The following is a 16751-nucleotide window of genomic DNA, read 5'->3' on the forward strand; positions in this document are numbered from 1 at the left end:
ATCGTAGGCCCGGTAAGCGCAGCGCCACCGGGCTTGCCGTTACTGCCACCCATACCGACGCGCATAGAACCCTTTCACCATCTGCGTCAGCACCATATACCCCGCGAGGATCGCCACCAGCCACGGGAAGTAGCTCAGCGGCAGCGCCTGCAGCTGCAGGTAGCTCGCCAGCGGTGAGAACGGCAGCGCGATGCCGAGCGCCATCACAATCCCCGTCATCACAATCAGCGGCCATGCGGCACGGCTCTGGATGAACGGAATGCGGCGCGTGCGGATCATATGCACAATCAGCGTCTGCGACAGCAGCCCGACCACGAACCAGCCGGACTGGAACAGCGTCTGGTGTTCCGGGGTGTTGGCGTGGAACACAAACCACATCAGGCAGAAAGTCAGAATGTCGAAGATGGAGCTGATCGGGCCAAAGAACAGCATGAAGCGCCCGAGATCTGCCGGGTTCCAGTGCTGCGGCTTCTGGATCTGCTCGTCGTCCACGTTATCAAACGGGATAGCCACCTGAGACACGTCGTACATCAGGTTCTGGATCAGCAGGTGCAGCGGCAGCATCGGCAGGAACGGCAGAAAAGCGCTCGCCACCAGCACGCTGAAGACGTTACCGAAGTTGGAGCTGGCGGTCATCTTGATGTACTTGAGCATATTGGCAAAGGTACGGCGTCCTTCGATTACGCCCTCTTCCAGCACCATCAGGCTCTTTTCCAGCAGAATAATATCCGCCGCTTCGCGGGCGATATCCACCGCGCCGTCCACGGATATACCGATATCCGCCGCACGCAGGGCGGGCGCATCGTTGATGCCGTCGCCCATAAAGCCCACCACGTGCCCTTCGCGCTTAAGCAGGGTGACGATGCGCTCTTTGTGCATCGGCGTCAGGCGGGCAAACAGCGTGGTACGCTGGGCAAGCTTCGCCAGCTCGTCATCAGAGAGATGTTCAATATCGCTACCCACCACCACGTCGCCCGCGTCCAGCCCCACTTCATGGCACACTTTCGCCGCCACCAGCTCGCTGTCGCCGGTGAGGATTTTCACGGTAATACCGCTCGCCTTCAGCGCTTTTAGCGCCGGTGCTGTGGTCTCTTTCGGCGGATCGAGGAAGGCGATGTAACCCTCAAGGATCAGATCGGATTCGTCGATACGCTGATAGTCCCCCTCGCGCGCCGGCAGGAACTTGCTCGCCACCGCCACCACGCGCAACCCCTGACGGTTCAGGTTGTCGGTGACGCGCTTGATGCGGCGCAGCATGGTGTCGTCCAGCGGCACGATGTCGCCGTTATAGCGCACCTGCGTGGACACGTTGAGGATCTCCTGCAGCGCGCCTTTGCAGATCAGCTGATGCACCTCCGTCTGCTCGCTCACCACCACCGACATGCGGCGGCGCTCGAAGTCGAACGGGATCTCATCCACCTTCTGCCAGCGGCCGGAGAGCGTGCGGGCGGACTCTTCATCCACCCCTTCCAGCACGGCGACGTCGAGCAGGTTTTTCAGCCCGGTCTGATAATGGCTATTCAGCCACGCGCTGTGCAGCACGCGCTCGCTGGTTTTGCCGGAGATATCGGTGTGGTTCTCCAGCACGATTTTATCCTGCGTCAGGGTGCCGGTTTTATCGGTGCAGAGAATGTCCATCGCGCCAAAGTTTTGAATGGCGTCGAGGTGTTTGACGATCACCTTCTGTTTAGAGAGCTTCACCGCCCCGCGCGCCAGCGTAGAGGTGACAATCATCGGCAGCATTTCCGGCGTCAGGCCAACGGCCACGGAGAGCGCAAACAGCGCCGCTTCCCACCAGTCGCCCTTGGTGTAGCCGTTGATTAGCAGCACGATCGGCGTCATCACCATCATAAAGCGGATCAGCAGCATGCTGACGCGGCCAATTCCTTTCTGGAAGGCATTCGGCTCGCTCTCCTGCTCGCTGACGCGCCCGGCAAGCTGACCAAACCAGGTGTTGCCCCCGGTGGCGGTGACAATCGCCTGCGCGGTGCCGCTGACGACCGTGGTGCCCATAAAGCACAGGGTGTCACACTCGAGCGGGTTCATCTGCTGCGGGTCGCGGCTGCGCGCCACCTTTTCAACGGGCAGGGATTCCCCGGTCAAGGAGGCCTGCGCGACGAAGAGATCGCGTGCCTGGATGATGCGTAAATCCGCCGGGATCATGTCCCCCGCGGCCAGCTTCACCAGATCGCCCGGCACCAGCTGGTCGATAGGCAATTCCACCCAGGCGTTTTCGCCGAGATCGTTGATCACGCGCGAGACGGTCGCGGTGTTGCTGACCATCGCCTTCAGGGCGTCCGCCGCTTTGGTGGAGCGGGCCTCCTGAATAAAGTTCAGCAGCGTGGAGATGCCCACCATCAGGGCAATCACCCCTGCGGCAAACAGATCTTCCGTCGCGTAGGAGATGAGGCCGAGCACGGTCAGCAGCAGGTTGAACGGGTTGCGGTAGCAGAGCCACAGATGCACCCACCACGGAGACGGCTTTTGCGCCGGAATGAGGTTATCGCCATGCACGGCGCGGATTTTTTCCACTTCTGCCGCGTTCAGCCCTTCCGGGTGCCCGCCAAAGGCGCGCCAGACTTCATTTTCATCCATCGCCGCCACGTTAAGGCAGCGTTCGGTCAGCGAGGCGGGGATCGCGGTGCCCGCCATGTTTTTGGCGTTTGGCAGCGGGTCGCGCTGAACAAGACGGTGTGGCAGGTGGCGGCTCAGCAGGGCCTGCAGCTGCCGGGTGATATTTTTAAACATAGTCATTCCTCCGCATCCGCAATCGCGGACGCAGCTTTTCCTTCAGGCATGGCAAAGCCGTACCTGAGAGGCACTCAATTTTTCAAGCAGGAACGTTTGGGACGTTGCTGCCTCACATCACCGGTGAGTCAGCAACAGGCTGGCTTACCGGAAAGAACGCATTCTCCCGTTCAGGAGAGGTGTGGGATCGGGATCCATGAAGCCTCCGGTAAGTAAAAAGTAGGGTGTCGCCGCGCAGTATAAGGATTTAAGCGTACCCTTTGTGACGATTCGGGCGGTATTATACCCCCCTGCAAATAAACCGAACGTAAACCAGACTTTGCCCATAGCGAAATCGCGCTATAGCATTAGGCTCAATTGACCATTTTGTCGTTGTTACAGGGAATACAGCATGCAGAACCGCCTTACGATTAAAGACATCGCGCGTTTAAGCGGCGTGGGGAAATCAACCGTCTCACGCGTGCTGAACAACGAAAGCGGCGTCAGCGAACGCACCCGCGAGCGCGTTGAGGCGGTCATGAATCAGCACGGCTTTTCCCCTTCCCGCTCCGCGCGCGCCATGCGCGGGCAGAGTGACAAAGTCGTCGCCATTATTGTCTCGCGTCTGGATTCTCTGTCTGAAAACCTCGCCGTACAGACCATGCTGCCCGCCTTCTATGAGCAAGGATATGATCCGATCATGATGGAGAGCCAGTTCTCGCCACAGCTGGTGGAAGAGCATCTGGGTATGCTCCAGCGGCGCAACATTGACGGCGTGGTGCTGTTCGGCTTTACCGGCATCAAAGACGAGATGCTGAAACCCTGGCAGCCGTCGCTGGTGCTGCTGGCGCGCGATGCCCACGGTTTTGCCTCCGTCTGCTATGACGACGAGGGCGCGATTATCACCCTGATGCAGCGCCTTTTTGACGAAGGCCATCGCCACATCAGCTTCCTCGGAGTCCCGCACGCGGACGTCACCACCGGCAAGCGCCGTCATGAGGCCTATCTGGCCTTTTGCAAAAAGCACAACCTCTCCGCCGTGGCCTCCCTGCCGGGTCTGGGCATGAAGCAGGGCTACGAGCAGGTCGCCAGCGTCCTGACGCCGCAGACCACCGCGCTGGTGTGCGCCACGGATACCCTTGCGCTGGGTGCCAGCAAATATCTGCAGGAGCAGCGCATCGATAACCTGCAGGTGGCGAGCGTCGGCAGCACGCCGCTGATGAAGTTTTTGCACCCGGAAATTATTACCGTCGACCCGGGTTATGCCGAGTCCGGCAGGCAGGCCGCCGCGCAGCTGATCGAGCAGATCAACGGGCGCGCAGAGCCGCGTCAGATCGTTATTCCGGCCCACCTTTCTTAACCCCCACTCGACGGTTTATTGTGATCTTCGCCCGATTTCGGGAACGTTCCCATTTTCGCCGTCACGCTGAAGGAGTAGGCTTGCGCTCAGGTCATTACCCCCCTCACCATCTGTCATGAGGTTTCATGATGAGTAAAGTCAAACAAGCAGATATCGATCGGCTGATCGTCCTGGTCGGCGGACGCGAGAACATCGCTACCGTCAGCCATTGTATTACCCGCCTGCGCTTCGTGCTGAACGATCCGGCCAAAGCCAACCCGAAGGCCATTGAAGAACTTTCCATGGTTAAAGGCTGCTTCACCAACGCCGGACAGTTCCAGGTCGTTATTGGTACCGAAGTGGGCGATTACTATCAGGCTCTGCTGGCGACAACCGGGCACTCCTCCGCCGATAAAGAGCAGGCGAAGAAGGCCGCGCGCCAGAATATGAAGTGGCACGAGCAGCTGATTTCCCACTTCGCGGAGATCTTCTTCCCGCTGCTGCCGGCGCTGATCAGCGGAGGCTTAATTTTAGGCTTCCGTAACGTCATCGGCGATGTGCCGATGAGCGACGGCAAAACCCTGGCGCAGATGTACCCGGCGCTGCAAAGCATCTACGACTTCCTGTGGCTGATTGGCGAAGCGATCTTCTTCTATCTGCCGGTCGGGATCTGCTGGTCCGCGGTGCGCAAGATGGGCGGTACGCCGATCCTCGGTATCGTACTCGGCGTCACGCTGGTCTCTCCGCAGTTAATGAATGCTTACTTACTTGGTCAGCAGGTGCCTGAGGTGTGGAACTTCGGCCTGTTTACCATCGCCAAAGTGGGCTATCAGGCGCAGGTTATTCCGGCCCTGCTGGCGGGCCTGGCGCTGGGCTTTATTGAAACCCGACTGAAGCGCATCGTGCCGGATTACCTCTATCTGGTGGTGGTGCCGGTGTGCTCGCTGATTCTGGCGGTGTTCCTGGCGCATGCCTTTATCGGTCCGTTTGGCCGCATGATTGGCGACGGCGTGGCCTTCGCGGTGCGTCACCTGATGACAGGCAGCTTCGCCCCGATTGGCGCCGCGCTGTTTGGCTTCCTGTACGCCCCGCTGGTGATCACCGGCGTGCACCAGACCACGCTGGCGATTGATATGCAGATGATCCAGAGCCTCGGCGGCACGCCGGTCTGGCCGATTATCGCCCTGTCTAACATTGCACAGGCGTCGGCGGTCACCGGCATCATTATCGTCAGCCGCAAGCACAACGAACGCGAGATCTCCGTTCCGGCGGCCATCTCCGCCTACCTCGGCGTCACCGAACCGGCGATGTACGGTATCAACCTGAAATACCGCTTCCCGATGCTCTGCGCGATGATCGGTTCCGGTCTGGCAGGCCTGGTGTGCGGACTGAACGGCGTAATGGCAAACGGGATTGGCGTCGGCGGCCTGCCGGGCATCCTCTCCATCCAGCCCGCTTACTGGCAGGTGTTTGCCCTGGCTATGGCCATCGCGATTATCGTCCCAATGGCGCTCACCACCGTGGTTTACCAGCGTAAGTTCCGTCAGGGCACGCTGCAGATTGTTTAACTTCTTCTTTCGGGGCGCAGTTGCGCCCCTTCGCATTTGCAGGAACGCACTATGAATACTCTCCCTCACTGGTGGCAGAACGGCGTCATCTATCAGATTTACCCCAAGAGTTTCCAGGACACTACCGGCAGCGGTACCGGCGATCTGCGCGGCGTGACGCAGCGCCTGGACTACCTGAAAACCCTCGGCATCGACGCCATCTGGCTGACGCCGTTTTATATCTCCCCGCAGGTGGATAACGGCTACGACGTGGCGAATTACACCGCCATCGACCCGGCCTACGGCACGCTGGATGATTTCGACGAACTGGTTGCTCGGGCGCACGAGCGCGGCATCCGCATCGTGCTGGATATGGTGTTCAACCACACCTCAACCCAGCACCCCTGGTTCCGGGAATCGCTGAACAAAGAGAGCCCGTACCGCCAGTTCTACATCTGGCGCGACGGCACGCCTGAGCAGTTGCCCAACAACTGGCGCTCCAAGTTTGGCGGCAACGCCTGGCGCTGGCACGCGGAGAGCGAGCAGTATTACCTGCACCTTTTCGCCCCGGAGCAGGCGGACCTCAACTGGGAGAACCCTGAAGTGCGCGCCGAGCTGAAAAAGGTGTGCGAGTTCTGGGCCGATCGCGGCGTGGACGGCTTGCGCCTTGACGTAATTAACCTGATTTCGAAAGATCAGGAGTTCCCGGACGACAACATTGGCGACGGCCGTCGCTTCTACACAGACGGGCCGCGCGTACACGAATATCTGCAGGAAATGAGCCGCGACGTCTTCACCCCGCGCAATCTGATGACGGTGGGCGAGATGTCCTCGACCTCGCTGGAGAATTGCCAGCAGTACGCGTCGCTTGACGGAAGCGAGCTATCGATGACCTTTAACTTCCACCATCTGAAGGTGGACTACCCCGGCGGCGAAAAGTGGACGAAGGCGAAGCCGGACTTCGTGGCGCTGAAAACCCTCTTCCGCCACTGGCAGCAGGGGATGCATAACAAAGCCTGGAACGCGCTGTTCTGGTGTAACCACGACCAGCCGCGCATCGTGTCGCGCTTCGGTGACGAAGGAGAAAACCGCGTTCACGCCGCGAAGATGCTCGGCATGGTGCTGCACGGCATGCAGGGCACGCCGTATATCTATCAGGGCGAAGAGCTGGGGATGACGAACCCGCACTTCAGCCGCATCACCGACTATCGCGACGTGGAAAGCCTGAATATGTTCGCCGAACTGCGCGCCAACGGCCGCGATCCGGATGAATTACTGGCGATTCTGGCGAGTAAGTCTCGCGATAATGGCCGCACGCCAATGCAGTGGGACGCGTCGCACAATGCGGGCTTTAGCGAGGGCGAGCCGTGGATTGGCGTCTGCGATAACTACGAAACCGTGAACGCCCGCTCGGCGCTCGACGATGCGGATTCCGTCTTCTATACCTACCAGTCGCTGATTAGCCTGCGCAAAACCCTGCCGATGCTGACGTGGGGGGATTATGAAGATCTCCTCCCGGAACATCCTTCTCTTTGGTGTTACCGCCGTCACTGGCAGGGGCAGACGCTGATTGTTGCGGCAAACCTGAGTCACGAGCGCCAGCAGTGGCAACCAGACCCGGTGACAGGAGTGTGGCGGGCCTCGCTCAGCAACTATGAGGAAGCCCCCTCCCGTCCCGATGCGCTGCAATTGCGTCCGTTTGAAGCCATCTGGTGGGTGCAGGAATAAACGTCAGGAGATACAGCATGCTGTATCTCCTTTTTTATGTTTAGCGATACGCTAAATGTACGACGATAACTTTTACATCGCGACGTCCACAAAATAAAAATAGTCCTGCCAATCAAATAACCTCGGCAGGATATTATGAAAAAGACAATTATTAAAGCAACGTGTATTAGCGCATTATTATTAAGCTCACAGGGATGGTGCGGAAATACGTCCGTCGATCTTCGTTTTGGTCATAATACGCGCTCAGACGTAAATGATTCACGTATTAAGGTCATGCATCAGGCGAATAACGGTTTTTACTTCTCCGTTGAAGCTGCACAAAACCACAACGATACCTTTTTTGGTGATAATGACAGATATAATCCCAACGACAAAGGGGTAACAGAGGCAGCACAGGAGATCGAAACGCGCTGGCGCTTCGATCTCGGAAATGGCTTCGCCGTTGCGCCGGGTTTGGTGACGGTTTTCACTACCAGCAACACGCATTACCGCCCTTTCATTCAGGGCTGGAAAGCATTCGATAATGGGCTAAACCTTTCTGCCCGCTACCGTTATAACACCGTAAACGATGCACACAGTGACAGAAAACTAGACGGCAATGGCTATACCCGCCGCGAGTCACACCAGTTCGACATTTGGTTCGCGTATAACATCGGCAAATTCGGTATGTCCTACAATCCGCGCTTCCGCTGGCAGGATAACGTCGATCAGGGAACCGGGGATGACACCTACTGGGAGCACACTATCGCATTCAATTACAAGCTCGACGAGGGCTGGACGCCTTACGTCGAGCTGGTTTCTCTGGATAAAACGTACATCACTGCTGATGGCAATCATGAAAATGACTATGCCGTACGTCTGGGGATAGTGAAGCAGCTCTGACAGCCTGACTACACCGTATCGTGCTGCAGCAGTCTGCAGCCGATACGGTCCACGGCGCTTAACAGTTCAAGCTGCCCTTCCCGCTGATACAGCGATACCGCGTTAATATCGATCGGTAACGGCCAGCATAACGTTGAGATTGCAGCAAGCGTCGAGCCTTCGCGGGTAATCGCAATAATCTTTAACCCTTTGCGCAGCGCGTTACGCGCCATTTCAATCAGCGACTGCGTCTCCCCGGATTTACTGATCAGCACCAGTGTCCCCTTCGATACTCGTGTCAGTTGGTGCATGTCATTCAAAATAAGGTGCGGCAGGCTCGCCAGCGATAAAAAGCGCGACAGGTAGTTGAGGCTGGTGAGCGAGGCTCCTCGAGCGTACAGATAGATATGACTGGAATGGGTGAGCAGCCTTGACACCTCCGCTACAATCTCGTCCGCCCATGGCCCTGCGTCGGGGGGTGCTGGCGCGGGGTTAAAATGATCGCGCAAAAAACGATACCGAAGTTCGGTATAACTTTTATACCCCATTTTTTTACACACACGATTAACGGATGTTGTCGTTGTAAAGGTGTCACGGGCAATCTCTTTTGCCGATATATTAGAAATATTACCCGCATGATGCTGGATGTATTCAAATATTAAACGTTCACTTCCCTGAAATGAATTCATAAATTACGCCCTGTTTAATCCCGGCATGATATTAGCACAGCAGAAAAATAGTCTCTGGAAGGCGCTTCACACATTGCATTTACACGTATCACGATACGTAATTAGTATTAGCAAACGTTAAAAACTGCTTTAGGTTCTCTTTATACTTCTCCTGTTTTCACATCCAGGGAATTATGACAATGACTAAACAAAAAGTTGTCGCGGTAACGGCCTGCCCGACAGGCATTGCACATACCTTTATGGCGGCGAATAAAATTATTGCATGGGCTAAAGAACACAATATTGAGGTAAAAGTCGAAACGCAGGGCAGCGACGGTGTTAAAAACCGCTTAACGAAGCAAGATATCGCTTCCGCCACGGCCATTATTCTGGCAACCGACGTCCCCATTCAGGATGCCGAGCGTTTTGAAAACATTCCCCATCTTCAGACTCGTACACAAGAGCTGATCAAGCATACCGATCGCTATCTGCGTCAGGCGCTGGCCATGGAAAAAAACGTCACCTCCACTTCCGTAGCAGAAGAAGACGATCTCCCGCGTTCGGCTTACCAGGTCTTTATTGGCCATATTATGGCGGCCATCAGCTATATGCTGCCGGTGGTGGTTATGGGCGGGCTGATGATGGCAACGGCTAAAATTACCGGACAGTTTATAAATATCGACCACTCGCCGTTCAGCGTGCTGGATAAAATCGGCTTTATGACCATTAAGTTCATGTATCCGGTTTTCGCCATGTACCTGGCATTTTCCATTGCCGGTAAACCGGCGCTGATCCCCGGACTTATCGGCGGCATCATGTCAGACGACGTCTACAAGCGCTTCTTTGATATCGAAGGCTTTATGCCGTCCGGCTTTTTCGGCGCCATAGGCATCGGCTTTTTCGTAGGCTATCTGGTGCGCTGGCTAAATGACTCCATTCACGTCCGCCAGCAGCTCACCACCATCAAGACCATGCTGGTCGTCCCGCTGATCGCCGGCATTACGCTGGTGATGGTCATGGAATATCTAATTAATCCGATTTTTGGCTCGCTTAATCAGCTGATGGTGGTCTTTTTTACTTCGGCTGGTGACACCGGGCGCGGATTCTATTCCGCGATGATCGCCGCAGGCACCGCGTTCGACCTGGGCGGCCCGGTCAACAAGGCGGCAGGCTCGGTCGCGCTCGGCCTGAACGGCATGAGCGAAACGTTTGATTTAACCGCCCGCGAACTCTCTATTGTGATCCCCTCTATTGGCGTCGGCTTTGCCGCGTTCCTCAACGGCCGCTTTGGATTACCGAATGTCTTTAGCCGGGAAGAGAAAACCGTCGGGAGTACCTCGTTGCTGCTGGGCGTGATTGGGATCTCCGAAGGCGCCATCCCGTTTATCCTGAAAAACCCACGCCTGATCCCGGTGTTCATGACCGGTGCCGTTGCCGGCGCGCTGGTCGCCATTGCACTCGACGTGAAGCAGACGCTGCCTCTGCCGGCAATCTGGGGCTGGCCGCTGGCAACTAATGTGGTGGGCTATCTGGCGAGCGTCTTTGTTGGCGCACTGATTTGCGCCCTGGGCGTGCTTTATGTCAGCCCAAAGAACGCCAGATAAGGGGAGCGTCATGAATCAGATCCACGTCATTGCCCACACGCACTGGGATCAGGAGTGGTATTTCACCCATCAGGACAGCATGGTGCTGGCGTCATATAACTTTGCGGAGGTCATCGACACGCTGGAGCAGGATCCAGCTTACAGCTGCTATCACCTTGACGGACAGATGGCGGTAGTGGAGGACTTTCTCGCCATCAATCCCGATTATCGCGTCAGGCTGGAAACGCTGGTCAGAGAAAAAAGGGTCTTTGTGGGACCATGGTATACCCAGACGGACACTTACAACGTGCATGGCGAATCCATTATCCGCAATCTTAAGTACGGCATCTTCGCCGCCCGGAAGCTGGGGCACGCCATGCAGGTCGGGTACCTTCCCGATACCTTCGGCCACAATGCGCAGATGCCCACGATTTTGCAGGGCTGCAATATCGACAACATCGTCTTCTGGCGCGGTATCGATCACGATAAACAAGCTAAAAGCAGCCAGTTCCTCTGGCGCGCACCGTCAGGGGCGACCGTTATCGCCTGCACGATGGCGTTTGGTTATGGTGCGGCCAAAAACATGGATTCCGAAGCGAGCCATCTGCAGGGCAAAATCTACCCGATGGTGAATCTTCTGCGTTCACGCGCCGGTATCAACGACCTGCTCCTGCCCTGCGGCGGCGATCAGGTCAGCATCGACCCGGCATTGCCGAAAATCCTGCAGGTCGCCAGCGCAAACGCCCCGGATCAGGACCGCTACGTCATCAGCTCGCTGGAGCGCTACGTCGACATTCTGCGTGCGCAGCGTGAGCAGTTTGAACGCTGGGAAGGGGAGCTGAAATCGCCGCGCTACACCCGCATCCATAAAACGATCGGCTCCGTGCGCTACGACATCAAAAAGAAAAATGATGAGGTTGAGCAGTTCATCCTGCGGCAGCTGGAGCCGACAATCGCAATGGCGCGTCATCAGGGGATCCCGGTCAATCTCTCACTCGTCGATACGCTCTGGAAAAAGCTGTTGCGAAGCCATGCCCACGACTCCATCGGCGGTTGTAATAGCGATGCCACAAACCGCGACGTACTGCATCGGCTGGAGCAAACCGAACAGCTGTGCCACAGCCTGTGGAATCTGGTGGTGAAAACCCTGTCCGCCGCCTGCGCTCGGGAAAGCGACCTGCTGATTTTCAACCCGCTGGCCATCCCAACACAGCGCGTGGTGATAACCACCCTGTATAGCCGGGCTGATAATATCGCCCTGACGTATCAGGGGCAGCCCATCCCCTTCGACGTTCTGAAAAGGGACATTCTGCCCGGCGGAACGGCGATCTCTCTTACCGCCGAAGGCGAGCGTGAGACACCCCTTCCCCCTTATTACCGCTGGCGCGTGGCGGTAAAGACACCGCTTCTGCCACCAGTCGGCTATCTCAGCGTTAATGTTGAAGATAACCGTGCGCCTCTACGGGAGCCTGAACAGACAAAGAGCAGCGAGATAGAGAATGCGCATTATCGACTGACGCTTGACGCCGGATCGCTTATCCTGGAAGACAAACGCAGCGGCAGACGCATCCCCTCTTTCTTTACTCTCGAAGATTGTGCGGACGCGGGCGACAGCTACGATTTTTCACCGCTTGCGGGCGACACGCCGACGTGCTGTTCGCATTTTACGCTCCTCAGCGGCGTGAAAACGCCGCTTGTCGAAAAGCTGACCTTCAAAGCCACAATGCTTCTTCCGCAGGATCTCGCCAGCCGTCAGGATGCGGCCCGAACGCCGTTATCCATTCGTTTTGTCTGCGAATTACGCCATGACGATCCGAACCTGTATGTCGAGGCTTCTCTGGAAAACAGCCACTGCGATCACCGACTTCGTTTACTGATCGGCAGCGATATTCATACCCGTCACGCGATCGCCTCACAGCCTTTCGCGATAATTCAGCGCGACGCAGGGTGTGCCGGTGAAAAGTGGCAGGAGCGCTATCGCGAGATGCCCGTGGATATCGAAACCACCGAGGGCATTATTGCTGTCGCGGAAGCGGGCAAAGCGCTGGTAGTGAACAGCCGCGGTATGAAGGAATTTCAAGTTATCGGCAGTGAATCAGCGGCGATCGCCCTGACCTTGTTTAAATCAACGGGCGTGCTGGGACGCAGCGATCTCCAATGGCGACCGGGCCGGGCGTCCGGCATTAATAATACGGTGGTTGAGACCCCCGATGCCCAACTGCTGAAACCGCTGTGCTTTTCATTCACCGTCGCGCTGGCCGACAACGCCGGGCATCTTACGCTTCGCCAACTGGAAAATCAGACGGCCGGACAGCCCTTCACCTATCAACGTCAGACGCTGCACACGCTCGATCACCGTCTTGAGCGCTTTTCGTTGCGTCTGCCCGAGCGAAGGCTTCCGGCAGAATTCTCATTATTGAGCCTGCCGGAGCCACTCATTCTCTCTGCCCTGCCCCATGCACAGCAGTCGCAAGGTACGGTCGTCCGCGTATTTAACGCCGGCAAGAAGCCCGTTCCAGTCCCGGCAAGTCTGGCGGGGCTTCGTCAGATCAACTATCTGGAAGAGCCCGTACAACCGGTAACGGCGATCCTCCCCTCCGCGACCTGCGATTTTTTAATTGAGGCTTAATATGAACTTGCTTGCATTGACGCATCCCGATCTGGTTTTTATCAACCTGCCATACCGTACGCCTGAAGCGCTGATACGCTGGCTTACCGAGTCGCTCGCAAAGCGAAAAATCATCAGCGATCAAGAGACGTTTATCCAGAGCGTATTACAACGCGAAAGTGAAGGTCCTACCGCGCTGGGTGAGGCGCTCGCTGTCCCACACGGAAAATCCCTGACGGTGCAGCAGGCCGCGTTTTGTCTGGCGCTCTTCGACGACCCGATACGCTGGCCAGGTCTGGAAGGTGATGAAGAGGTGAGAATGGTCTTTCTGCTCGCCATTCCACCAGCGGAAGCAGGCAGTACCCATATGCAATTGCTGACGACGCTGACCTCTTTATTAACGGAAGACCGGGTGCGTGAGCAGCTTCTGGCGGCGCGCACACGGGAAGAGGTAATGTCCGCACTGAATACGGAAGAGCTGCCGAACGAGGATAAGGCTTCCGAAAATACCTTCCTCATTCCGCTCATACTAGGCAGTATCGCTACCGCAGCCTTTCTGCAGGCAGGATTGAGTTGGGCCGGCGGGGTGAGTTAAACGAATAGCGCTCGGCATACCCCGTGCTGAGCGCTTGTTTTTGTTAAAAAATTAATCAGATTTTTCTCTCATGCCTTTACAATCGCTGAAGTGCCCGTGGTTTGTACTCTCGTTTTTTTACTTTGTTCTGCATCAAATAAATCGCAAACATGTTTGATGCAAATCACTATATGTAGCACTTAAAATGCACGCCAACCCAACATCTTGTATTTATCGTCTACTATTCCAACAACAAGACGGCGCTTACGCTGGCCGGAATTGTGGATAACACGAGCTGGGAACGCGGGAAGTCTTTGGCCTGGCGGGGAATACGCCCGGAGAAGACTTCTCCCCCTCTGTGGATAACCTGTTTTCAAAAAAATGGAGTGATCATGACACCGCATGTGATGAAACGTGATGGCTGTAAAGTGCCGTTTAAATCAGAGCGCATCCAGGAAGCCATTCTGCGTGCAGCTAAAGCAGCGGGAGTCGATGACGCAGATTACTGCGCCACCGTCGCAGAAGTCGTTAGCAGCCAGATGAACGAACGCAGCCAGGTCGATATCAATGAGATCCAGACCGCGGTTGAAAACCAGCTGATGGCGGGGCCATACAAGCAGCTGGCGCGCGCCTACATTGAGTACCGTCACGATCGTGACGTGCAGCGTGAGAAGCGCGGTCGTCTTAACCAGGAGATCCGTGGTCTGGTAGAGCAGACCAACTCCGCCCTGCTCAATGAAAACGCCAACAAAGACAGTAAAGTGATCCCTACCCAGCGCGATCTGCTGGCCGGTATCGTTGCCAAACACTATGCCCGCCAGCATCTGCTGCCGCGCGACGTGGTATCGGCGCACGAGCGCGGCGAAATTCACTACCACGATCTCGACTATTCGCCGTTCTTCCCGATGTTCAACTGCATGCTAATCGACCTGAAAGGCATGCTGACCCACGGTTTTAAAATGGGCAACGCCGAGATTGAACCGCCTAAGTCGATCTCCACGGCCACCGCGGTCACGGCGCAGATTATCGCCCAGGTCGCCAGCCACATTTATGGCGGCACCACCATTAACCGTATTGATGAAGTGCTGGCTCCGTTCGTCACGGCAAGCTTCAAAAAGCACCGAAAAACGGCAGAAGAGTGGCAGATCCCGGACGCTGACGGCTACGCCCATTCCCGCACCGAGAAGGAGTGCTACGACGCCTTCCAGTCGCTGGAATATGAGGTGAACACGCTGCACACCGCCAACGGCCAGACGCCGTTTGTGACCTTCGGTTTTGGCCTGGGCACCAGCTGGGAATCGCGCCTGATTCAGCAGTCCATCCTGCGCAACCGCATTTCTGGCCTCGGTAAAAATCGCAAAACCGCGGTGTTCCCAAAACTGGTGTTCGCGATTCGCGACGGCCTGAACCACAAGTTTGGCGATCCGAACTACGACATCAAACAGCTGGCGCTGGAGTGCGCGAGCAAACGCATGTACCCGGACATCCTGAACTACGACCAGGTTGTGAAAGTGACCGGCTCGTTTAAAACGCCAATGGGCTGCCGCAGCTTCCTCGGCGTCTACGAAGATGAAAACGGCGAGCAGATCCACGACGGACGTAACAACCTGGGCGTCATCAGCCTTAACCTGCCGCGCATCGCGCTGGAGGCGAAAGGCAATGAAGCCGAATTCTGGAAACTGCTGGATGAGCGTCTGCAGCTGGCGCGCAAAGCGCTGATGACCCGTATTGCGCGTCTTGAAGGGGTCAAAGCCCGAGTGGCGCCGATCCTCTATATGGAAGGGGCATGCGGCGTGCGCCTGAAGGCGGACGATGACGTGTCTGAGATCTTCAAAAACGGTCGCGCGTCGATTTCGCTGGGCTATATCGGCATTCACGAAACCATCAACGCGCTGTTTGGCGACACGCATATGTACGACAGCGAGGCCCTGCGTGAGAAAGGCATCGCCATCGTTCAGCGCCTGCGCGATGCGGTTGACCAGTGGAAAGAGGAAACCGGCTACGGCTTTAGCCTCTACAGTACCCCAAGCGAGAACCTGTGCGACCGCTTCTGCCGTCTGGACACCGCTGAGTTCGGGATTGTGGAAGGCGTAACCGACAAAGGGTATTACACCAACAGCTTCCACCTCGACGTGGAGAAAAAGGTGAACCCGTACGACAAGATCGACTTCGAAGCGGCGTATCCGCCGATCGCCAGCGGCGGGTTCATCTGCTACGGCGAGTACCCGAACATTCAGCACAACCTGAGGGCGCTGGAAGACGTGTGGGATTATAGCTATCAGCACGTGCCGTATTACGGGACCAACACGCCAATCGACGAGTGCTACGAGTGCGGCTTTACCGGTGAGTTTGAGTGTACGAGCAAAGGCTTTACCTGCCCGAAATGCGGCAACCACGATGCGGCTCGCGTCTCCGTGACCCGTCGCGTGTGCGGCTATCTCGGCAGCCCGGACGCGCGTCCGTTTAACGCCGGCAAGCAGGAAGAGGTGAAGCGCCGCGTGAAGCATTTGGGGAATGGGCAGATCGGGTAATCCACTGCCGCGTTAATGCCCGGTGGCGCTGCGCTTACCGGGCCTACGGACCGCTCTCTTTGTAGGCCGGGTAAGCGCAGCGCCACCCGGCGTGGTTATTCGCGATGAACTATCACCAGTACTACCCCGTCGACATCGTTAACGGTCCCGGCACCCGCTGCACCCTGTTCGTCTCCGGGTGCGTGCACGAATGCCCCGGCTGCTACAACAAAAGCACCTGGCGCCTCAATTCCGGCATGCCGTTTACCGCCGAGATGGAAGACAAGATCATCAACGACCTGAACGACACGCGCATTCACCGTCAGGGGATTTCCCTCTCCGGCGGCGACCCCCTGCACCCGCAAAACGTGTCGGATATCCTGAAGCTGGTGAAGCGCATTCGGGCAGAGTGTCCGGGAAAAGATATCTGGATTTGGACAGGTTACAGGCTGGATGAGCTGAACGCGCAACAGATGGAAGTGGTGAATCTGATTAACGTGCTGGTCGACGGCAAGTTCGTGCAGGATTTAAAAGACCCGGCGCTCATCTGGCGCGGCAGCAGCAACCAGGTTGTGCATCATTTACGTTGATCAAAGGCGGATGTTA

11 protein-coding genes are annotated in these 16751 nt (G+C 56.8%); 9 read left to right on the forward strand and 2 right to left on the reverse strand.

The window, feature by feature from the left end; genetic code table 11:
• Nucleotides 1-39 precede the first annotated feature (39 nt).
• Entirely contained in the window at nt 40-2748 is a 2709-nt protein-coding gene (gene mgtA / locus RVY89_RS16485; RefSeq protein ID WP_484825902.1) for a magnesium-translocating P-type ATPase, read from the reverse strand.
• A gap of 391 nt (nt 2749-3139) precedes the next feature.
• Here mgtA and treR point away from each other — a divergent pair, with 391 nt between their 5' ends.
• The 4 genes from treR to RVY89_RS16505 all read left to right on the forward strand — a co-directional run bounded on the left by treR (nt 3140) and on the right by RVY89_RS16505 (nt 8223).
• Nucleotides 3140-4087: a trehalose operon repressor TreR gene (treR, locus tag RVY89_RS16490; RefSeq protein ID WP_032651468.1), complete on the forward strand. Its 948-nt coding sequence runs from the start codon at nt 3140-3142 to the stop codon at nt 4085-4087.
• A 128-nt stretch (nt 4088-4215) separates the two neighbouring features.
• Nucleotides 4216-5634, forward strand: a complete 1419-nt coding sequence (treB, locus tag RVY89_RS16495; protein ID WP_484827947.1) for a PTS trehalose transporter subunit IIBC — start codon at nt 4216-4218, stop codon at nt 5632-5634.
• A 51-nt stretch (nt 5635-5685) separates the two neighbouring features.
• A complete protein-coding gene (treC, locus tag RVY89_RS16500; protein WP_484825903.1) occupies nt 5686-7341 on the forward strand; it encodes an alpha,alpha-phosphotrehalase in 1656 nt (551 codons plus the stop codon).
• 135 nt (nt 7342-7476) lie between these two features.
• Complete coding sequence (locus RVY89_RS16505; protein ID WP_484825904.1) at nt 7477-8223, forward strand: oligogalacturonate-specific porin KdgM family protein; 747 nt, start codon at nt 7477-7479, stop codon at nt 8221-8223.
• A gap of 8 nt (nt 8224-8231) precedes the next feature.
• Here the strand turns inward: RVY89_RS16505 and RVY89_RS16510 are convergent, their stop codons facing one another.
• Entirely contained in the window at nt 8232-8891 is a 660-nt protein-coding gene (locus tag RVY89_RS16510; protein WP_484825905.1) for a MurR/RpiR family transcriptional regulator, read from the reverse strand.
• Nucleotides 8892-9070: 179 nt separating this feature from the next.
• Between RVY89_RS16510 and RVY89_RS16515 the strand changes: the two genes are divergently transcribed.
• The 5 genes from RVY89_RS16515 to nrdG all read left to right on the forward strand — a co-directional run bounded on the left by RVY89_RS16515 (nt 9071) and on the right by nrdG (nt 16735).
• Complete coding sequence (locus tag RVY89_RS16515) at nt 9071-10474, forward strand: PTS fructose transporter subunit IIC (RefSeq protein WP_484825906.1); 1404 nt, start codon at nt 9071-9073, stop codon at nt 10472-10474.
• Between the two features lie 10 nt (nt 10475-10484).
• Nucleotides 10485-13082 carry a glycoside hydrolase family 38 N-terminal domain-containing protein gene (locus RVY89_RS16520; RefSeq protein ID WP_484825907.1) on the forward strand — a complete coding sequence of 866 codons (2598 nt, stop codon included), beginning with the start codon at nt 10485-10487 and terminating at the stop codon, nt 13080-13082.
• A gap of 1 nt (nt 13083) precedes the next feature.
• A complete protein-coding gene (locus tag RVY89_RS16525) occupies nt 13084-13656 on the forward strand; it encodes a PTS sugar transporter subunit IIA (RefSeq protein ID WP_484825908.1) in 573 nt (190 codons plus the stop codon).
• A gap of 371 nt (nt 13657-14027) precedes the next feature.
• Nucleotides 14028-16166, forward strand: coding sequence for an anaerobic ribonucleoside-triphosphate reductase (nrdD, locus tag RVY89_RS16530; protein WP_484825909.1), 2139 nt, complete (start codon nt 14028-14030; stop codon nt 16164-16166).
• A 104-nt stretch (nt 16167-16270) separates the two neighbouring features.
• Nucleotides 16271-16735, forward strand: coding sequence for an anaerobic ribonucleoside-triphosphate reductase-activating protein (nrdG, locus tag RVY89_RS16535; protein ID WP_484825910.1), 465 nt, complete (start codon nt 16271-16273; stop codon nt 16733-16735).
• Nucleotides 16736-16751: the final 16 nt, after the last annotated feature.

The organism is Enterobacter sp. 3U4 (assembly GCF_057224565.1).